Source organism: uncultured Tenacibaculum sp., from assembly GCF_947495995.1.
Taxonomy (GTDB): domain Bacteria; phylum Bacteroidota; class Bacteroidia; order Flavobacteriales; family Flavobacteriaceae; genus Polaribacter.
The window spans coordinates 1-21,829 of record NZ_CANMAX010000002.1 but is presented as its reverse complement, the minus strand read 5'-3'; the positions used below and the strand labels follow the sequence as shown (position 1 = coordinate 21,829).

Here is a 21,829-nt window from a genome sequence, read left to right as displayed (position 1 = left end):
TGAAATCTAAATTTACTTCTCAATTAAACCTTTAGCTTTATCGAAAAGACTTTTACCTTTATCTTTTAATTCTTTTCCGGCTTCTTTTAAACCATCAGCAGATGTGTAAGTACTTAGATTTTCTAAAAAGTTTTTGAAATTATCTATTACAACAAACATTTCATCTGTATGCGGAACATTATTGTCTTTCAAAAGTTTTTGCCAATCAACTTTTGACAAAACCGAAAACATATATTTTGTTGCTATTTTACTTAAGAAAAACTTATCATAAACACCGTTTAAAAGTTTACCTGAATCTCGATCTTTTAAATAGGTAATAGATTCTTCGATCTTTTCTTTCTCTCTTGTAGATAATAATGCACTTGTTTTTAACTTTTCTAAAGAAACAATCGCTTTTTCTTTTTCTTCAGTTTTTAAATACAGGTAAGTTTCTATCGACCAAGTAATTTCATTATTCAATCCAATGTTATTAGCATCTTTTAAAAAAGCTTCAAAATCTTCTAATGCACGTTTTTCGTCGATATCACGCTCCATCATCAATCTATCAAAACCTCTAAATAGATGATTTAACGCATGAAAACCTATATGAGTTTGTTCATTACTTAAATTTCCCCATTGAAACATCGCTCTGGTGTAAGGTAAATCAATCCCTTCATTTTTATCTAACCATGCTATATTTCTGGAAATCTCATCTTCTGAAAGGTAATACAGTTTCTTTTCAAAAAATAAAAAACCTCTAAAATAACTAAGCAAAGCTTTTAATTCTGAATCTGGTAAAACATTAGGATCTGTTTTAGAGCATTCGTACAAAGAAACTTCTTTTCCTAAGTCTTTACTCAAGATTACTATTGCACTAAGTACAGCATGTTCTAAACCTTCTACAATCTTTTTATTATTTCCTGAAACATATGGTAATTTTCTTGAAATAGAATCGGCATAAGTAACTCTTAACGCATCTACAAGTGTTGGAAATATATCTTCATCAGTTTTCATGATAAAGTTTTCCATCTTTTTATAATCACGATAAATACTCAAATAATCTAACACTGAAAGCTTATCTGGATTTGACAAATCGTGACGCATTAAACGTTTTGATATTTTATCTAGAGTTGTTTTAAATTTCTGATATTCTTCTGAAATAGTATCTTTTGTAACTGAAGATCGTATTGCAATTTTTCCGAATTTATACGGGAATATTTTATAAGAATCTAGACTTTTCTCTAACTTCTTTTTATCTAATTTTAATAATGCTGCATCTGTTTTTTCTTCACTAGAACAACTTATTAATACTAGTGTAACTAGCAATAATATTAGCTTTTTCATATTATTGATTTAATTGATCATAACAAAACTAATACAATAGTACTCATTTTGATTTTGACAATCTCTTTTTTATTGTTTTCAATTTATTTCTGTAGGCCATGATTCTTTATTTGACAAGCCTCTAAATGCACCTTAGTTGCTTTTTAATATTAAAACAATGATTAACAATACAAATCTGTAAGTAAAATCTCTCCTTCTATTTTCATTAAGTAATAACATTGTTAAAAAAACAGGAAAAACACTGTAAAACAGAACAATATATAAAAAACATTTCGTTAATTTTATGTTAATTAATTAACCTAAAAACCCTATTTATTATGAAAAAACAATTACTCATTGTGTTTTTCCTATTATCTATTGTGGCTATCTCACAAGAAAACAAACCCTTTTATCGTGGAAAAATTTCTTCCGTAGAATATGTAGCTCCTCTGGCTTCAAGATCTGCAGACTTGGTTCCTTTTGTTGATGTTAAAAAAGAAGCAAAAGACAAAAGATCTATGGGAAGTATTATTGTTCCAAGACAAGACCCGCAAAAGCAAGATGACTATTTCAAATTGAATAGACATCCACAAGAACAAAGTAGAAGAATGGCAAATGCCGGATTAGTTTTCGACACTTATTCTTCTAGTTCACAGCCTACCGACCCTTCTTTAGCTGTTGGTCCAGATCATGTTATGGTTGTATTTAATACTGGATTTATGATTTACGACAAACAAGGAAATGAATTACTTGGAGAAACTGCTCCAAATCCAGCAATTTTCCCTTCTGGTGGATGTTGTGATTTAACCGTTTCTTACGATAATGCTGCCGATAGATGGGTATTATCTTTTTTAGGATCTGGTGCTCAAATCGCAGTTTCTGATGGACCAAACCCTTTAACTGCTGGTTGGTATATATACAATATTAATCAGATACAAGATTATCAAAAATTATCAGTTTGGAGTGATGGATATTATTTGACTGATAATACTAGTGGTTCTAATAGAGTTTGGGCTTTAGAAAGAAGCGCTATGTTAAATGGAGATGCTAATGCTGGTATCTTAGGATTTAACTTACCAAACATTAGAACAAGTGGATTTTACAGTCCGCAAGTTTTAAATGTAACAGATAACAATTTACCTGCCGATGGTGGAGCAACAGTTGTGTACATGCAAGATAATGCTTGGACTGGAGTTTCTACAGATCATGTAAAAGTATGGACTATTGATGTAGATTGGGCGAACACAGCTGCTTCAACAGTTTCTAATCCACAAGAAATTACAGTAACTCCGTTTATTGGTGTTTTTGATGGTGGTAGTTTTTCAAATTTACCACAGCCAAATGGTGGAGCAACAATTGATGCTTTACAAGCTACAATTATGAATCAGGCTCAATTTAGAAAATTTGCTACTCATAATTCAGCTGTATTTAACTTTGTAGTAGATACAGATGCTTCTTCTGGTAAATTAGCTGGTGTTCGTTGGATGGAATTTCGTCAAAGTGGCGACAATCAGCCTTGGTCTTTATATCAAGAAGGAACTTATAATGCTCCTGATGGAAGACATGCTTGGAATGCAAGTTTAGCAATGGATGCTAGTGGGAATATTGGTATGGGATATACTTCTTTATCTGGACCAACCACAACAACAACTACAAGAGTAAGTTCTTATTTTACAGGAAGATCTAACGGAGATCCTTTAGGAACAATGACAGCAATGGAAGGTTTAATTGCTAATGGTAATCAAAACATTCCTGGAACTCGTTATGGTGATTATAGTAAAATTGATGTTGATCCTTCTAACAATAGTACATTCTGGTATATTACTGAATATATGAACAATGGAAGAAAAGGTGTTATCGGTACTTTTGAAATGCAACCTGCAGGTCCACCAGATACTCAAGCGCCAACAAATCCATCAAACTTAACAGTTTCTAATATTACATCAAGTGGTGCTTCTTTAAGTTGGACAGCTGCTACGGATAATGTTGCTGTAGCTAGATATTTAATTTCTATTGACGGAAACCAAGTAGGAACTTCTTCAAATACAACTTTTGATGCAACTGGATTATCTCCAAATACACAATATACTGCTGCTGTAGTTGCACAAGATGCTGCTGGAAATTCTTCTGGTAGTGTAAGTACTACATTCACAACTACAGACGGACCGTTACCGTATTGTGATTCAACAGGAAATAATGTAAATGATGAGTTTATTAGTAATGTTACTTTAAACACAATTAATAACAATTCTGGAGCGCAAGGATATTCTGATTTTTCAGGTATTTCAACTAATTTAAGTGAAGGACAAAATTATACGATTACAGTAACTCCTACTTGGACAGGAACTGTTTATGCTGAAGGTTATGCTGTTTGGATTGATTATAACAACAATGGTGATTTTGATGATTCTGGAGAATTAGTTTGGTCTAAATCGCCATCTAGCGATCCTACAAACTCTGGTACTTTTACAGTTCCAAGTAATACAGCTCAAACTGCTGTAAGAATGAGAGTTTCTATGAAATATAATGGAATTCCAACTTCTTGTGAAACTTTTACTTATGGTGAAGTTGAAGATTATACAATTAACTTAGAAGCTGGTAACGGCGGCGGTGGAGGAAATCCTGGTGTTATTGCTGGATTTAGCTTTGAAACTGGACTTGAAGGTTGGAGTGATCCTGGTAGTGATTGTGCTCGAGTAAATAACGCAGCTAGATCTTATGATGGAAGCTTTTCTATGCGTTTAAGAGATGATACTTCTACTTCAAACACTGAATCTCCAGACTTAGATCTTTCTGGAAATTCTGAAGTTACTTTCGAGTTCTTCGCTTTTATCAATAGTTTTGAAGCTGGTGAAAATTTCTTAGTTGAATTCTTTAACGGATCTTCTTATGAAGTTATCGGGCAATATACTGTTGGTGTAGATTATAATAATGAAGAATTCTTTACAGATATTATTACTTTAAATGCTGCTAATTTCAACTTCAATAGCGCAAACAAATTCCGTTTCCGTTGTGATGCTAGTGGAAATGCAGATCGAGTATATTTCGATCAAATCACTATTAGCGGTGATAATGTAAGAGCTCCTTATGTTCATGATACAAAGAATGAAAGTACTCCACGTGAAGAATTAATAGACTTTACAAACAACTCATTAAACAATATTAAAGTATATCCAAACCCAGCTGTTAATAGCTTAAATATTGAGATCTTAAATGGTAACTTTAATGAAATTTCTATTTACTCTATTACAGGAAAAATGGTTTACACTTCTAATAAAGAAATAGAAGAGAAAACTACAATTGATATTTCTGAATATGCTGCAGGTACTTATTTCGTGAAATTTGTTTCTAATGGTAAAGCCGTTACTAAACGTTTCATTAAAAAGTAAACAAACTGCTTAAAAAAATAAAAAGGTCACTCAGAAATGAGTGACCTTTATTTTTTATTACTTCGTAAAACTTTTTACTTTACTACTTTAATCCATTGTCCTTTTGTTCTAGAAATGTAATCGTTATCATACATTGCTTCTGCTTGAACACCTGGTAAGTAATAATCTCCTAAGTAAGAAGCATTCAATAAAACTCTAAATGTTTTAGATTTATATCCTTGTAATGTAAAGTAGTTACTAATACTTGCATCTCTAATATCTGTAAAGTCAACAGCTGCTGAGTTTGTATTGCTACCAAACTCTGTAAAACGCGTATTTACTACTTCCCATCCAGAAGGTAAATATTGCGTTAATGCGATATTTTCTACTTTCTCTCCAGTAGCATTTCTAATCGTAATTTCTGCTACAAAGTTTGTTCCTTGCGATAAATTACTAACATCAATTCTATTATTATTCTTGTCTTTATAAGTTATTGTAACATCAAAGTTCTTTTGAATTACTTTTTCTTCACCAACTGGTAAAATTCCTCTGTTGTACACTCGTACATACAACGGACTATTTGAATTGTTACTCATTACAAACTTATTCTCTTTCAGTAATCCTTCTAAATCTTTCACAAATAATGATTTAGATGTACTTACATTAGCTTTATTACCATTCCAAGTATAATTTGTATTAATTCCAGCATTTTCACCATTCTTAAGTGCGTATTGCGCTATCGCCAATAAACTATACGATGTTGTTTGAGTACTCATCCACTCACTACTAGACAATCGTTCTGCAATATCTTTTGCTAATTTTATAGCTTTTACCTCGTCTCCAATTAAAGTATAAGTCTCTAAAGACATTGCTTTATCACGAATTTCAGAACCATAATTATAATAATATCTATTTGAATAATCGTTGCTGTTGATTGTACTTAAAATAGATTGTGCTATAGATTTCTTACCAATTAAAGCATAAGCTGCTGCTAAACGTCTCTTCGATAAATTTGAAATTCCAGATGTTTCTCTTAATCTATTCATAGAAGCTAAATCTGGACTATTAGCTAAACTCAATGTATATAATCGATATGCTTGAGCTAACTCATTATTATAATACTTCGAAGAGTTTCTCCATCTTCTTGCTTCATTCTTTTGATAGTTTAACCATTTCGCTTTAAATCCGATTGGTAAGGCATACCCTCTTTTTGCTGCTTCTAATAAGAAATGACCAGCATATGATGTTCCCCAACTGTTAGAACTTCCTGAACCTGGCCAATATGAAAGTCCACCATCAGATTTTTGGAACGTTGCTAATCTTTTAATTGCTGCTTTTATATTTCTTTCTATCGATTGCTTTCTTTCTTTTGGAAGCTCAAATAACTCTGGGAAATATAACTGCGGAAATGCTCCTGATGTTGTTTGTTCTACACAACCATGAGGATAACGAATTAAATATTCCATACGGCTTGTAAAATTCATTGGTGGCAATGTAGATAATTCTACACTTGCAGTATTCGTTCCTTTTGTTCCAAATGTTGTAAAATCTATAGTTTTCTCTTCTCCTGATTTTAATACTAAATCTTTAACTTCAGTTGTAATTGGATTCGGATTTAACACATCAATTTCTACTTCATAAAAAGCTTTTTCACTTCCAGAACTTGCTTCTACTCTAACTTTTCCTATACCTTTAAAATCGTTTACTTTTAATGTAAAATATGCCATTTTTTCATCTGGCTGATCGAAACGAATAGTTTGTGTTTGGTCTCCAACAATACTGTAAGATGGATCTGGTTTTACTGTAACTTTTACGTTTTTCACATTTTCTTTCATAGCAAAAACCGTTACAGGTAAAGTCACTGTTTCTTTAGGCGTGATTTTACGTGGTAACGATGCTAATACCATTACTGGTTTACGAACAAAAGCATTTTTTTCATCACTACCATAAGCTTCTTTATCAATATTAGAAGCAACCACCATTGCACGAACAGAACCTACATAATTTGGTATTTTTATTTCATGTGTTTTTACTTCACCTGAACCTAATTTAAACGGACCTAAAAACGAAACCATTGGTTTAAAACGATTCGCTTTTTTATTCTTACTTCCAGCTTTAGCTTCATCTCCACCAATACTTAGAATCTGATTTACTTCTCCTCCGTAAGCTCCGATTACATCGTCAAAAATATCCCAAGTTTTAACTCCTAAAGATTGTCTCCTATAAAATGAACTCCACGGATTTGGTGTTTTGAATCGAGTTAAATCTAATAAACCGTCGTCTACTAAAGCAATTGTATATGTCATCGCTTTTGCATTCTTTTCTTTTACTCTAATCTTTGCAACACTTTCTGGTTGTAATTCGTCTGCTAATTGAATTTCTGGTGCAAGCTTAGTTGCAGGATCATTTACTAACATTGGAATTGCTCCATACATACGAATTGGTAAATCGTTCTTCGTTTGAGCATGTTCTTGTAATAATGAAATATTTACAAATACATTAGGTGTATATGTACTTAATACAGGGAAACTAAAGTCGGTTTGTTTATCTTGAGTTTCTACCCAAAAATGATCTAATACTTCTGTTCCGTTTTCTATAGTAATTAAAGCTCTTCCACCAGCAGATGAAGGAAATTTAACTGTAGCTTTTTCATTAACATTATATTCATCTTTGTCACTTGAAAAAACTAACATAGTCGCGTTTGTTTTATCCTGATTACCTCTTTTTGTTCCGTACCAAGAAGGCCAATCAAAATATACTACCGCAGAAGTTACGTGTTTACTTTTCTTGTCTTTTACTTTAATCAAATATCTTCCCCAATCACCTTTATCAACTTTTAATGAAAATGAACCTTTACCATTTGCATTAGTAGTAACTCGTTTTGTTTCATAAGAAGATCTTTCTGAAGAACCATCATAATACGATAATCCATCATCTGAAGAACTCCACCACCATCTCCAGTTCAGTTTGTATACTTTAACTTCTAAATCATTCGAAATTCCTTTACCTTCTTCATTCACAGAAGCAACATTAAATGCATATTCTTGATCTGTGAAAAGATAATTCTTAGATTGTTGCTCTTCTGCTAAATTTAAACCTGCGTAAGATTTATATGGAGACACTTTCATACTATAAACATCGGTACTAAAATCTCCTCCGTTTTCATATACTTTAGTGATAAAACTAGCTCTAACCATACCAGGAACACGATTTCCTAAATCTGTTTTCTTAGTAAAAGAAACCTTTCCTTCATTATTTAAATTTCCTGAAGCAACTACACTATTACTTGTTCTTAAACTTCTTGTTACATCATCAAACACGTAATTATCGTATTTAGGGAACGCTGTTTTTGTTGAAGAAAACTTAGACTCAATATCATATTTAAGTCCTCTTGCAATTGCTCCATGTAACCACTTTACTTCTAAATCTCCGTTAATTGGTTTTCCGTATTTTACAAACTCTTCATAAGTATTTACTTTAATTTTTAAACGATTAGGTTTAATCGTTTCTACTTTTAGTTCTTTATTAAAATTAGCTACACCAACATTTACACGTAGTTTCCAATTTCCTGTAATTGCTTCTGCATCTGTTTTTGGTGTATAAGTGTATACATTCAACTTATTTTTTTGAACTATTTTACGGTCAATTATTTTTCCTTGCGGATTAACCAATTCGAATTTAATTGGATGTTCTTCTGGAATTGGATTGGCTTTATCGTTCAATACAAAAGTTAAAAACATTTGATCTCCTGGTCGCCAAACACCTCTTTCTCCATAAATATATCCTTTAATTCCTTTCTGTAACTTAGCTCCAGAAACATCGAATTTACTCATCGACAAAGCGTTTCCGTCGTTTAACTTTACGTAAGTTGTACTTTCATTGTTAGATACTTTAGCGAAATAAGCTCCTTGTACGCTTTCAAAAGATGCTACACCTTCTGTATTTGTAGATGCGGCAACAATTGTTTGTTGTTGTAAATTAATCAACTCTACTTTTGCTGCATTTACAGGATCTGTAGTTAGTAAATTTGTAACAGCGACAAAAGTATTATCGTTATTTCCTTTTTTAACTATAACCCCTAAATCTGAAGCCAAGAAATTTCTACTGATCTTTTTATTTCTGTAGTATGATTTTTTACACGGATCTTTTCTTTCATTCCAGTTGTAATCATCATAATAATCGTCATTGTAATAACTGTAACCGGCACGATCAAATCTACGCGTGTCTACTTCTTTTTTTCCGAACACAATCGTACTTGTATTTTCTTCTCCATCACAAGAATAGTTTGAATATTCTTTATGGTAAGATAATTCTACACGATACACTGCTCCATTTTCAACATCAACCAAATCAGATAAATCTACAGCAAAAGCATTAGGTTTTCCTAAACTTAATCCTTGATTAGATAAGTTTACAGTGTATTTTGCTGTTGGTCGACCTACGTATCGAATGTTTCCTTGGTTATTTAAATTATTCCCCTGTAAAAATTGTAAGACGTTGCTTTTATATATTTTATAAACTGTAGCATCTACAGCTTTTAAATTTACAGCCGTAAAGTTTACCTTTAAATTATTCGAATTGGGAAGAATTGTCCCGCTTTTAATAAAGCTTAACTCTGGTTTTAATTGTTCGAAGTATAATGTTCGTATTACATTATTCTTTAAAGTATATCCTGCTTTGTTTTTAATTCCTTTAAAAACTTCAATATCTACTTTACTACGAATTGATGATTTCGGATATACACTAATAACATTGTTCTTAATTTTAGTTGTAAAGTTTTGTTTCTGAGTATTTACAAACTGAATTAATCCTTTTAAGTTTTGATTACTATTTATAGGATCTGAAAAATTAATATCTATACGCTGCTTGTTATCATTGAAAACATCAAAAGACAATACTTTAAAATTAGATTTTCCTGTGATAACAATCTCTCTTTCTCCTTTTGACTTAGAATTTATAATTCCTCCATCCCAATTTACTTTTACTGTTTTATCATCAGCAAAACGTTGTAAACTATCTATTTTAAAGCGTACAAAATTGGTGTAACCATCTGAAGAAACATCAAACTTGATTTTTTGTGCAGCTCCATTGTAATTTGCTTTTACTAACTCTGCAACTTTTTGTTCTTCAATTACATCACTTGCATTTAAACTTCCTTCTACATAATACCAATCTTTATCGTAAATAGATGGTGCTTGTAAAGCTAAACTAAATTGTAAAGGTTTGGTTTTTAATAAAATTGTAAAATCTTCTAACGATTTGTCTACATTACTGTATAATTTATCAAGATGAAGCGTTAACGAATACTCTTTATTACTTTCTAACTTTTCATCTGGAACAAAAGATAAAATAGAATTATTGATTTCTACCTTTCCTTTTACTTTTGGATTCATCGTAATAATGTCATCTCCTAACTCTTCCACATCAACTTTTTTATTTAAGTAAAAATCGAGTTTTGGAGCAATGGAAATTAGCTTTTCAGGATACACGCTAATGTATTCTGTAAAAGTTGTTACATCACTTATTTCTTTTGTTTCTTTTTTCTTACATCCAGATACTAGTAGCAATAGTACTAGAACGCAGTACGACAGAACCTTTTTCATAATTTTATTTCCTTTAGTGTAGATTTAACGATTTCAAAACTAATAAAATAAGTCTGAACAACGATAGGAATTTAAAAATTTGATACCATCTGTCAAATATTCGTTTGAGCTTTTGTTAAATTTGCATTTTAATAAGAAAATTATAAAACCACGGTTACAATGCTTGGATTACACTTTGATACAGAAACTTCTTGGGTAGATGTTGCTAAAAACGGATTACAACAATTATTAACTGATCATGCTTTTGCTGAACAAAAAGCAGCTAGTAATGCCGTATCAATCATTATCAATTACTCAGAAGAAACTGAGCTTGTAAAAGACATGAGTGATATAGCCATTGAGGAAATGGAACATTTTAGAATGGTACATAATTTAATGGTAGATCGTGGAATGGTTTTAGGTCAGGCTACTAAGAACGATTATGCTTTAAAACTACAAGGTTTCTTTCCTAAAACTCAAGACAGAACAGAAGCTTTAGTACATCGTTTACTTGTTGCTGCTTTAATCGAAGCTAGAAGTTGCGAACGTTTTAAGGTTTTTTCTGATAATATGTCTGATGAACAGTTATCTGAGTTTTATAAAGATTTAATGATTTCTGAAGCAAATCACTATACTTTATTTTTAGGTTATGCTAGAAAATATATGGATAGAGAGATTGTTGATCAAAAATGGAATGATTTATTAACTTTTGAAGCTCTAATGATGAAAAATAGAGGTACTTCGGCTAAAGTTCACGGATAATTCAATAATCAATAACTGATAATTCATGTTTAGTAAAGAAGAATCTGCAAAAATCAGAAAAGAATTCTGGACAAGCTTCGGAAAGTCTTTCCCTAGAAAATGGTTGTTGTACAACACTAAAATCAAAGGTTTTTCTTTTAAATTTCAAGCGGATAGAAAAAAGGCTTTTGTTTGTTTAGACTTTGAACATCCTGAGGAAATTGCTAACGAATTGTTATACGATCAGTTAGTTTCTTTAAAGAAAATTTTAGAAACTGAATATCTACCAGAAGTAATTTTCGATAATGCTTTTCAATTGGACAGCGGAAAATATATTCAAAGAATATACGTTTTACATGAGAAGAAATTTAGTATTCATAATAAAAACACTTGGCGTGATTGTTATGAGTTTTTTGTAGAAACTATGACGCAGTTTGAACTGTTTTATTATGAATATGAAGATTTTATAAAACAAGCCATATAATTATTAATCCCATTCATTCCCCTAAAATGAAATTATTAAAATCCCTACTTTTAGTTTGTTGTTTAACTATTTTATCTTGTTCTTCTAATGAAGAAAATGTAGATACTGATATTGATGTGAACACAGAAAATCCAACAAACGAAATTGATTACGAAAATCAAATTTTAAATCTATTAAACGATTATAGAGCTAATAAAGGTTTAGCTAGATTAGATGTTTTAGATATTATTAAAACTCAAACAGATGAACATACTGATTATATGATTCGTCAAGGAGATATTTCTCATGATAATTTTAGTAGTCGTAGTGCTTATTTACAACAAAATGCTGATGCTAGAAATATTGGTGAAAATGTAGCTTTTGGATATAACAATGCCCAATCGCTAGTTAACGGATGGATAAATAGTGACGGGCATCGTAGAAATATTGAGGGAAATTTTACACATTTTCATCTTACTGCAAAGCAAAATAATAATGGTACTTGGTATTATACCAATATTTTTATTAGAAGATAATTACACCGATACAAATTCGAGTTTTCGTTTACAATATTCGTAACTCTTTTCGTAAATAACACTTAGTTTATCTTTATCTAACACCTTAAATTCGTTAAGATATTGATGATCTAACATGTAATCGCATTGGTTAAATTTAGGCTTTGCTCTTTGGTAACTATTAATTGCAAATAATCTGTTTAATAGTTGTTGCACATTATTTTCTAAATCTGTGTGATATGGTGTCATAGGAATTGCGTAGCTTCCATAAATTACATCACATTTATCTTGTAAAGGAGCCACGTGAAAATTATCGAGCAAAGCACTATCAACCAAATGTTTTCCTAAATATTCAACAGGCTTAAAAAAAGTAGACAACGCTACAGATGCTTTTAAAGCCTGTTTTAAATCTCCGGAGTTGTAGGTTACAACTTCACCTGAATTTATATCTGTTGCAGAAATAAAAACATTCTCTGACTTAAAAGTTTCTGGCAAATAGTTCTTGAAACCTTCAAACATATCGTTGATATCTAAGATTCGTTTTTCTTTCAACTTTTGAAAAGGAACAGCTAACCATTGCTCTTTTGATATAATTTCTAGAATATCTTCTACACTATATTCATACGCATATAATGTTCCGATTAATGCACCTGCACTATTTCCAGAAAAATGTGTTGGTTGTATACCTTGTTCTTCTAAAACTTTTAATAAACCTAAATGTGCTGTTGCTAATGCTCCTCCACCAGAAAAAACAACTCCTATGTTCTTCATTATTCTTAGTTTACTCCGTTAGTTAAAATATAGTTTGCTATTTTTCTTCGTTCTTCTTTCACGTTAGCATGCGGTAATTTCATGTATTTATCCCAAGCTTTAATGATAGTTGTGACATCTTTTTCACTATCAAAAGAAACTATCAATTCATTAATTGTATTAGATACTTTCGTAAACACATCAAATCCTATAGTTTTTAAAATAGCGATGTGATATTCTTCGTTTAGCTTACGTAATTCTTTAAGTTTTTTAATTCTAGAAAGTGTACTTTCTAACACATAAAGTTGAATTAATAAATCTGAAATATGCATTGCTATTTCTTGTTCTTCTTCCAATTGTGTCATGAACTTTTGTAAACAAACTCCTGAAATAAAAACAGCAATTGATTTTAATCTGTTTACAAACTCTTGATATTGATCTATAACATCATTATTAAAATCTGCAATGTCTTCCTCAAGTTCTTCAGCAATTTTAGTAAAGCGAGAGAAAATATCTAGCTCTCCTTTCATTCCTTTTTTTACGAACTCTTTTATAATTACAAGTCTGTTTATTTCATTAGTTCCTTCGTAAATTCTACTAATTCTTACAGCTCTGTATAATTTTTCAACTGGAGATTCAGCAGAGAATCCCATACCCCCATAAATTTGAACAGCTTGATCTACAATATAATCTTGTATTTCCGATCCGTAAACTTTTACGATCGCACTTTCAATACTAAATTCTTTTAGTGAATTGATTTTAGCTTCAGAAAAATCTTTTCCTTCTTGTTGAAATTCTTCTCTAAGTTCATCAATAGCATTTCCTAATCTAAATACAGCAGACTCGTTAGCAAAAATGTACGCTTGCATTCTAGCAATTTTATCTTGAATTGCTCCAAAACTACTTATAGATTTTCCGAATTGTTCGCGTTGTTTTGCATAATCAACAGCATGAAATAATGCCTTCTTCCCTACTCCAATACAAGAAGCTCCTAATTTAATTCTACCTGTATTTAATGTATTTAAAGCTATTTTTAAACCTTTATTTCGTTCTCCTAATAATTGTTCTTTAGGCACTTTTACATTTTCGAAGAAAACCTGACAAGTACTCCAACCTGAAAACCCCATTTTATGCTCTTCTGGTCCGATTGTAATTCCGCCAAAATCTTTTTCTACAACAAAAGCAGATAAATTTTTATCGTCTTCTACTTTTGCGAAAACAATAAATAAATCAGCAATCCCTGCATTAGAAATCCAAGCTTTTTGTCCGTTTATAACATAATTCCCATCACTATCAATCGTTGCTTTTGTCTTTCCTGCATTTGCATCACTTCCGGCATTAGGTTCTGTTAACGCAAAAGCTGACAATAATTTACCTGAAATCATTTCAGTTAAATACTTCTCTTTTAAATACGATGTTCCGTATAAAAAAATCGGTGCAATACCAATACTAGTTTGTACTCCTAAGGCTCCGGTAAAAGAATAACCTCTACTCATTGTCACCGTAAAATGCAGTACATCTTTGAAGGATAAATCTAATCCTCCGTATGCTTCAGAAACTTCTAATCCTAAAAAACCATACTCACCACACTTCTCTAATAACTTAGGAGTTTCGGTAATGGCTTCTCTAGTTTCCATAAATTCTAAACGACTTTCAATCTCATTGTCTAAAAAAGATTCTCCAGCGTCTTTCATCATTTTTGTTTCCTCAGAGATTAACTCTGGTATATAATATTCTTCTGTTTTTACATCGTTCAGTAAAAAATCTCCACCTCGTTTTGGAGTTAAAATTTCATTCATTTTTATTCGATTAAAGATTAATTAGGCATTTATACCTAATTCAAAAGTATAAAAAAATTTTAAAAAATAGGCTAAAAAGCCTAATTTTGAAATTATGACAACTAAACAGAAAATTTTAGAAGCCTCTTTACAGCTATTTAATGAAGAAGGTTATGCGAATACTTCAAGTAAAACTATAAGCGAACATATCGAAATTAGTTACGGGAATTTATGCTATCATTTCCCTAAGAAAGAAGATATTGTAATTCGATTACATCAAAACTTCATGGATGAATTAGATGAATCGTTACTAAATTTAAAAGGTGAAATTTTTGAATTCGATTTTATGTTAAGAAGTTTAGAGAATATGATGAACTTAACATATAAGTATCGTTTTTTCCTATTAAATGGCTATGATATTACCTTGAAATATATCAAAATAAAAGAAAAAACAATCGAACGTTCAAAAGTATATAGCAGTATCATTCTTAAAATTTCTCAATTTTTGATTGAAAATGGATACATGAGAGAACTCAATGAAAAACAATTGAAGTTAAAGATTCACGGATTACTAATCATATTCAATTCTTGGATTTTTGATAAAACTATTTTTTCAATGTTAGATTCAGGTATAAAAACAGATCATACCAAATATTACATAGAACTTCTTTTCTCTATGATAAGTGCTGCTTTGACTAAAAAAGGTGTAAAAGCTTTTGCAAATGCCTATGATAGAATAATTAAAGCATAAAAAAACCTTCATAAAAATGAAGGTTCTTTGTGTATAACTATTTATGCTGTTTAGTGTATAAAACGCATACTAAACGGATAATTAGGTTCTTCGTTGTTTGTTGCTTTTATTGCATTTATAATTGGAAATATGAAGTAAAAAATTGCTAATAAAATATATCCTAAAATTCCTAATCCGAAGAAGAAAATTAACGGAATACATATTAAAGCATAAATAAACATCGAAATTCTAAAGTTAAGAATAGCCTTACCGTGCTCATCCATTCCTTCAACTTCATCTTTCTTAAGAATCCATATAATCAAAGGCGTTACAAAACCTCCGATAACGGTAATTAGATCTAATAATTGACTTAAATGTGTAATTGCTAATAATTCTTTATTTCTCTGCATTTTTTGTTGTTGTTTACACTTATTAGACGCAAACAAATTCGTTTTGTTACAAAAAATTTAATGTTAAAAATAAAATCAACATTTCTGATAAATCTTAAAACTAAGATTGTAATTAACTGTAGTATATTTGCATAAAAAATACGATTTGCAAGCACTTATTAACGATACCATTGTTGCCTTAGCTACTCCTTCTGGAGTTGGAGCTATTTCTGTAATTCGACTTTCTGGAGAGCAAGCCATTGAGATTGTCAGTAAATTTTTTAAATCTGTTCGTAAAAACAAACAATTAGCTGATCAAAAAACACATACAATTCATTTAGGACATATTATTGAAAACAATAGAATTATAGATGAAGTTTTAGTCTCGATATTTAAAAATCCGAATTCTTATACGGGTGAAAATGTTGTTGAAATTTCTTGTCACGGTTCTGTGTTTATTCAGCAAGAAATTTTACAATTATTCTTACGTAATGGTTGTAGAATGGCCGATAATGGAGAGTTTACCATGCGTGCTTTTTTGAATGGAAAAATGGATTTAAGTCAGGCTGAAGCAGTTGCAGATGTTATTGCTTCAAACTCTGAAGCCTCGCATCAAATGGCAATTCAGCAAATGCGTGGTGGTATTACTAATGAGTTGAAAGAATTACGCGGACAACTTTTAGATTTTGCAGCTTTAATAGAATTAGAATTAGATTTTTCTGGTGAAGATGTAGAATTTGCAGATCGAACAAAATTCCGTGAATTAGTAACTAAAATTACTTCTGTTTTAAAACGTTTGATTGATAGTTTTGCTTTTGGAAATGCCATGAAAAATGGAATTCCGGTTGCTATTATTGGTGAGCCAAACGTTGGAAAATCTACACTTTTAAATGCTTTATTAAACGAAGAAAAAGCAATTGTTTCTGATATTGCTGGTACTACAAGAGATGCTATTGAAGATGAAATGATTATTGATGGTGTTGCTTTTCGTTTTATTGATACTGCTGGAATTCGTGAAACTGAAGATGTAGTTGAAAGTATTGGTATACAAAAAGCTTACGAAAAAGCGGATAAAGCACAACTTGTTATCTTTTTAGTAAATGCAGAGGAAGCTATCATAAAATCCTCTAAACTACTTTCTGAAATCACTAAAGTTAAAGATCGCTTTTCTCATAAACGTGTACTAACTATTGCTAATAAGATTGATAATATTTCGGAAGACAAACTATCTGAATTAAATTATTTACTTCCTGATGCTCTGTTGTTATCAGCAAAACAAAAAATTGGTGTAGATACTTTAAAAAACGAATTGACTTCTTTAGTAAATACAGGAGCTTTAAGTAATAATGAAACTATTGTAACAAACTCTCGTCATTTTGAAGCTTTAAACAATGCTTTAGAAAGTATTCAATCTGTTGATAATGGAATTGAACTAGGAATTTCTTCTGATTTATTTGCTATTGATATTCGTGAATGTTTACGTCACCTTGGAAATATTACTGGTGAATATGATGTAGATAAAGATATTTTAGGACATATTTTCTCTAACTTTTGTATTGGGAAGTAATCTATTTAAACAAATAAAAGACGGTATATAATTTAGAAATTATATATCGTCTTCTTTATTCCCTAAAAATGAGCATTGGGATAAGGGGATTACCCAATGCTCGAAAGGTACATGGAAATGAGCACAGAAAGCTTCCATGTATGTAGTATTGTTAGCTTTTAAGCTTTTCTTTTATTGAATAAAGGCTTTAAAATTGCTCTCCTTTTCCAATATTTGGATTTAAAACATTATTGATATCGATATTCTGAACTTGTCCGTTCATATCTAAATCGCCTTTGTTGTATCCAGAAATTCCTAATAACTGAATTACTGAGTTGGTATCTATATTTTGTATTTGTCCGTTTTCATCAAAATCACCAGAAATCATGGCGAAAATTCCGTTTCCCATATTTACTACTGAATTTGTTCCTCCAAATACCGAAATTGTTGTATCACTAAGATTAACAGTTGTAGCCGTTGTTGTATTTAAAGCGACTGAATTTGCACTCATTACTCCTAAATGATTTCTATGATTTATTGCGATATAATAACTTTCTGTAGGAACACTAATTTCTACAGGAGAACTTCCATCTACATCAACAATATCTCCATCTGCTTGTAATAATGCAGACTGACTTGCTATTATAATCGATTTATCATTTTTATCACGTAAGGTAACCCAAACCCAATCGATAATAGCATCGTTTCCTGTGTTATCAAAAACTGAAGTTTCACACGTTAAACCATCGGAATATGGACTCTTAGTTGGTAATAAACTATTGCTACGTAAACTATCATCCATAGTTGTTGTTCCTGATGTTGTTAACGGACCTTGTAAAAAAGCAATTGGAGAAAGCTTAACTTTAAGAATTATTGTTTCTTGATGAAAGCCTTGGTTTACTGCTGCTGTTCCGTTCGAGTATGTTGCTACCGCAAGTTCACCAACAGTAAAGTTTATACTTCCGCTAACATTACTTAATGTTGCTCCGCTTGATCCAATTACAGTTCTTTCTATTGTTTGAGAAGACAAAGAAGATGTAATCAGCAATAATATTATGAATAAAAATTGTTTCATACTCTGATTATCTTTTACCAACGATATTTACAATCGTCATAGCATCTGTTTCGGAATTATTATTTTCACTTTTAACCTTATAGGTTACTTTTCCTATACCAAGCGTTATGATTTGACCAATTCTAGTTCTTGCTGTAGTTGAAAGACACGTAATTGTTACTGCTGGTATATCTGAAAAATGATTATTGTAATTGATGGTATATGTTTCATCACTTAAAGAAGTTGTAATACCACTTGAACCTGTAACATTTGAATTAATAGAACCATCTGCACTTATAATTAGCGATATCATTTCTACATTATTAGCTGCACCAGCGGCTCTAAGGTCATCACCATCTTTATCGATAATTACATTCCCATCAGTTTCTATATTTTCATCTACTTTTAATTCTCCTTTTACTTGTAATAAATCATTATCAAATTCTCCATAAACTAAATCTCTAATATGTAATTGATTAGAAAATGTACCACCTGCTCCTGCTGCTGTTCCAATCAATACATTAGAATCTCCATTTAAATTATATCCGGCAAAGTATCCAATAACAACATTACTTCTTCCTGATTGTGCACCTTCTGCTGCTTGATGTCCTATAATTACATTTCTATCACTAAGATTCGAAAGGTTACTTGTATCATTGTATGATCCAAAGATTTGGTTTTCTGTAGTAGTTGTTGTTAACATACCATCAAATTCAAAATTTCCAGTTGTTTTTACATCTCCAGAAACGTTTAACAATCCATTCGAAATATCAACTTAAGAAGCTCCATTGGTAACAAAATGAATTTCATCAGCTTTTCCAAAATTATTATCTCCTCCAACAGCAATCATTGTTGGTGAACTGTCACGTTCTCCTGGTGCTTGTATAGCCGATGTATAAATCCATGGTGTAGTCATGTAACCTTCATCTTTTTGGTTAGAAGCATTCTGAGTCGTACTTTGAGAACCAACTGCAATATTTCCAATAACTGCAGTATCTGCGACATCTAAGCTGGTTTGCGGATTTGATTCTCCGATTCCTACGTTTCCATTAGCTAAAATTGCAATTCCTTCATTATCTCCATCATTAGAAATCCAATTATCACTTAATTTTAAGTTTCCTCCTAAATTAGTATTTCCATTAGTATCAAACTGAATTCCTTTATTATCGGTTCCATCACCATTAATCCAGTGTGTATCTAAATTAATATTACTTCCAAGAAATAATTTATTGGAAGTTGTTACTCTCCCTGCATCTCCTATTATCAAACCTTCATCATCTCCGTCATTAGAAATCCAGTTACCTCCAATTTTTAAATTCTCTGTTAGCGTGTGGTTTCCTAAATTGTCAGCTGTAAGATTAGCGTCAGCATATTCTTTTGTTATTAAAGCTTTATCGTCTGTAATTTCAGCTAGATCAAAAGATGGAGCGATTATAGTTCCGTTCTTTAAAATGGTTAAGGCGTTTGATTTACTCGTAGTACTTGTTCCATTTCCTACTTCTAATAAAGCATCAGTATCTAACCAACTGTCTGTTGTTCCGCCCCCTACGTTGTAACGTCCTAGTACAAAACTATTATAAGCATCCGATGTTGTGTTATTACCTAAGCTGTAACTATAGTCACCATTTGATGTTACAAAATTTCCAAATGCAACAGAATGTGTACCAACTGCATTAGAAACAGAACCTGAAGCAAAAGATCCCTGACCTTGTGCCGTTGCATTAGAGCCAATTGCTTTAGAATCTAAACCTGAAGTATTGGCTAAACGACCTATTGCTAAACTATTAATTCCTGTTGCCGTAGCGTTAGGTCCTATTGCAGTAGCATCACTTGTTGTTGAAGTTGCATAATTACCTATGGCAATCGATTGCTCTTTTTGAGCACTTGCATTTCCTCCTATGGCAATACTTCTAGAACCTATTGCTCCGTTGGTTGTACTTGCATTAGTTGATATACTTAAGTCAATGGAAGAATTACCAATATTACCATAATTACCAGAATTAGAATCAATTAAACGCCATCCTGTTCCGTTTCCTTCATCTATCGCTTCTAAACCAGAAACATTTTCTGCTGTAGTTGAGCTAGCTGCATGTAAAGCATAAGGAACACTTAATAATTGAGTTGTTCCCATACTTACATAAGTTGTTCCTCCAGCTGTATCGATACTTACTTCTAAAAAGTGACTATTAGATGCCCAATCTATTGTTGAAAAAGTATCTGCTGTTGTTCCTTGCCCTACTACTAAACTAAAAACTCCATATGCATTTGTTGTTGGCGTATGTGTTTCTGTATAAATCACTGTTCCATCTGCTGTTGCTTGATGTAACTTAAACTGCACCCCTATTGCAGTATTAGCGATAATATTTCCTGATGCATCTCTAACTACAGATTGATAATTAAAACCTTCTGGTGTTTGTGCGAAAGCATGAATACCTACAAAAAGAATTAATGCTTGAAAAAGTAACTTTAATCTCATTTTTTAAATTTTTAATTTACTGTGCTCTTAATTTGAAAATTATTATTACAATTAATTTTTACGGTTTATTATGTTTACTGAAACATTTTCTGACACATTTCAATTACCGATTAATGATTAATCCTTTTGAAGTTTTTATGACTGTAAAAAGGTAAAACATTGCATCATGTTAATTTTTGTTTTGACGTAAACACAATGCAATAGTATTTCTTTTTGGGTTTCAAAAAAAGAAACCAAAGGGTGCAAAAAGGGGTGCAAAAAAATAACCCCTTGTTTTAAAAGGGGTTTGGAAAGAATTTATCTTTATTTCTATTTAGCAACAAGTTGTTTTTTGGTTTGTATTATCATTAAAAAAATAACCACAACATTTTTAAAAATGTTGTGGTTAGTATATTTAATTATTGTTTTTGCTTACTCATACTTGGCACCCGAAAAGATTCGGGCGCTAGCGGGGGAAGAGTATTCTTTACAACAAGACATATTTTCACTACAAAGTCTAGCGAAAAAGTTTACTTGGAAAAGTAATATTGAACACATTCTTTCTAAGAATTCTTTTGAAGCTTTAATTCTAACGGATATCGATAGAAATATTCTTTGGGTAAACGATGGTTTTTCTAAAATGACTGGTTATCCTAAAAATTACGCAATACGTAAAACACCTAATTTCTTACAAGGGAATGCTACTTCTGATACTGTTAGATCCAGAATTCGCAAGAAATTAGCTTTAGGTAATCCTTTTAAGGAAGTAATTATAAACCATAAGAAAGATAAAACTCAATATAAATGTGAGATTCATATTTTCCCATTAAAGGATAAAAATGAAGTTACTCACTTTTTAGCTTTAGAAAGACAAATTGCTTAGTTTTAAGTAATCACAACACATAAAAAACTTTGAAATTCTGTAAATGAATTTCAAGTTTTTTTTTTGGATGATGAGTAACTAGTTTCCTTAATATATTATTGTTGATTGCAAACGATTCTCTAAAAACTAAAAACCACAACACCTTTTAAAAATGTTGTGGTTAGTGTATTTAATTATTATTCTTGCTTACTCTTACTCTGCAATCTAAAGGATTCGAGTGACTAAATCTTACTAGTTAAAAATCCAATATGGTCTATCGTTAAAATTGTATGG

The 21,829-nt window shown here is 31.2% G+C and carries 15 protein-coding genes; 7 read left to right on the top strand and 8 right to left on the bottom strand.

The features are described from left to right. Positions 1 to 12: 12 nt before the first annotated feature. Positions 13 to 1,323, bottom strand: coding sequence for a short-chain dehydrogenase (locus Q1A15_RS05170; protein WP_299619857.1), 1,311 nt, complete (start codon positions 1,321 to 1,323; stop codon positions 13 to 15). 317 nt (positions 1,324 to 1,640) lie between these two features. Between Q1A15_RS05170 and Q1A15_RS05165 the strand changes: the two genes are divergently transcribed. Continuing rightward, positions 1,641 to 4,691 carry a GEVED domain-containing protein gene (locus tag Q1A15_RS05165; protein WP_299619854.1) on the top strand — a complete coding sequence of 1,017 codons (3,051 nt, stop codon included), beginning with the start codon at positions 1,641 to 1,643 and terminating at the stop codon, positions 4,689 to 4,691. Positions 4,692 to 4,765: 74 nt separating this feature from the next. On the opposite strand, the gene Q1A15_RS05160 is transcribed toward Q1A15_RS05165, so the two are convergent. After that, complete coding sequence (locus tag Q1A15_RS05160; RefSeq protein ID WP_299619850.1) at positions 4,766 to 10,273, bottom strand: MG2 domain-containing protein; 5,508 nt, start codon at positions 10,271 to 10,273, stop codon at positions 4,766 to 4,768. A 159-nt stretch (positions 10,274 to 10,432) separates the two neighbouring features. On the opposite strand from Q1A15_RS05160, the gene Q1A15_RS05155 reads away from it, so the two are divergent. From Q1A15_RS05155 to Q1A15_RS05145, 3 genes are read left to right on the top strand one after another with little or no spacing between them, the layout of a single operon-like run. Next, a complete protein-coding gene (locus Q1A15_RS05155; protein ID WP_299619847.1) occupies positions 10,433 to 11,014 on the top strand; it encodes a tRNA-(ms[2]io[6]A)-hydroxylase in 582 nt (193 codons plus the stop codon). A gap of 25 nt (positions 11,015 to 11,039) precedes the next feature. Then, a complete protein-coding gene (locus Q1A15_RS05150) occupies positions 11,040 to 11,477 on the top strand; it encodes a DUF4268 domain-containing protein (protein WP_299619844.1) in 438 nt (145 codons plus the stop codon). A gap of 26 nt (positions 11,478 to 11,503) precedes the next feature. Then, complete coding sequence (locus tag Q1A15_RS05145) at positions 11,504 to 11,992, top strand: CAP domain-containing protein (protein WP_299619841.1); 489 nt, start codon at positions 11,504 to 11,506, stop codon at positions 11,990 to 11,992. Here Q1A15_RS05145 and Q1A15_RS05140 read toward each other — a convergent pair whose 3' ends face one another. Next, on the bottom strand, positions 11,993 to 12,742 hold the full coding sequence (locus Q1A15_RS05140; protein WP_299619838.1) for a patatin-like phospholipase family protein: 750 nt from the start codon (positions 12,740 to 12,742) through the stop codon (positions 11,993 to 11,995). Positions 12,743 to 12,747: 5 nt separating this feature from the next. Next, entirely contained in the window at positions 12,748 to 14,520 is a 1,773-nt protein-coding gene (locus tag Q1A15_RS05135) for an acyl-CoA dehydrogenase family protein (protein WP_299619835.1), read from the bottom strand. Positions 14,521 to 14,614: 94 nt separating this feature from the next. On the opposite strand from Q1A15_RS05135, the gene Q1A15_RS05130 reads away from it, so the two are divergent. Further along, complete coding sequence (locus Q1A15_RS05130; RefSeq protein WP_299619832.1) at positions 14,615 to 15,250, top strand: TetR/AcrR family transcriptional regulator; 636 nt, start codon at positions 14,615 to 14,617, stop codon at positions 15,248 to 15,250. Positions 15,251 to 15,300: 50 nt separating this feature from the next. Here the strand turns inward: Q1A15_RS05130 and Q1A15_RS05125 are convergent, their stop codons facing one another. After that, positions 15,301 to 15,639: a DUF4870 domain-containing protein gene (locus Q1A15_RS05125; RefSeq protein WP_299619829.1), complete on the bottom strand. Its 339-nt coding sequence runs from the start codon at positions 15,637 to 15,639 to the stop codon at positions 15,301 to 15,303. A gap of 145 nt (positions 15,640 to 15,784) precedes the next feature. On the opposite strand from Q1A15_RS05125, the gene mnmE reads away from it, so the two are divergent. After that, complete coding sequence (gene mnmE / locus Q1A15_RS05120) at positions 15,785 to 17,185, top strand: tRNA uridine-5-carboxymethylaminomethyl(34) synthesis GTPase MnmE (RefSeq protein ID WP_299619826.1); 1,401 nt, start codon at positions 15,785 to 15,787, stop codon at positions 17,183 to 17,185. Between the two features lie 187 nt (positions 17,186 to 17,372). Here mnmE and Q1A15_RS05115 read toward each other — a convergent pair whose 3' ends face one another. The 3 genes from Q1A15_RS05115 to Q1A15_RS05105 are packed head-to-tail and all read right to left on the bottom strand — an operon-like array spanning position 17,373 to position 20,694. Continuing rightward, on the bottom strand, positions 17,373 to 18,239 hold the full coding sequence (locus Q1A15_RS05115) for a hemagglutinin protein (RefSeq protein WP_299619823.1): 867 nt from the start codon (positions 18,237 to 18,239) through the stop codon (positions 17,373 to 17,375). 7 nt (positions 18,240 to 18,246) lie between these two features. Further along, positions 18,247 to 18,975: a hypothetical protein gene (locus tag Q1A15_RS05110; protein ID WP_299619820.1), complete on the bottom strand. Its 729-nt coding sequence runs from the start codon at positions 18,973 to 18,975 to the stop codon at positions 18,247 to 18,249. 18 nt (positions 18,976 to 18,993) lie between these two features. Further along, a complete protein-coding gene (locus Q1A15_RS05105; protein WP_299619817.1) occupies positions 18,994 to 20,694 on the bottom strand; it encodes a hypothetical protein in 1,701 nt (566 codons plus the stop codon). 376 nt (positions 20,695 to 21,070) lie between these two features. On the opposite strand from Q1A15_RS05105, the gene Q1A15_RS05100 reads away from it, so the two are divergent. Beyond that, positions 21,071 to 21,556, top strand: a complete 486-nt coding sequence (locus Q1A15_RS05100; RefSeq protein ID WP_299619814.1) for a PAS domain-containing protein — start codon at positions 21,071 to 21,073, stop codon at positions 21,554 to 21,556. Positions 21,557 to 21,829 lie beyond the last annotated feature (273 nt).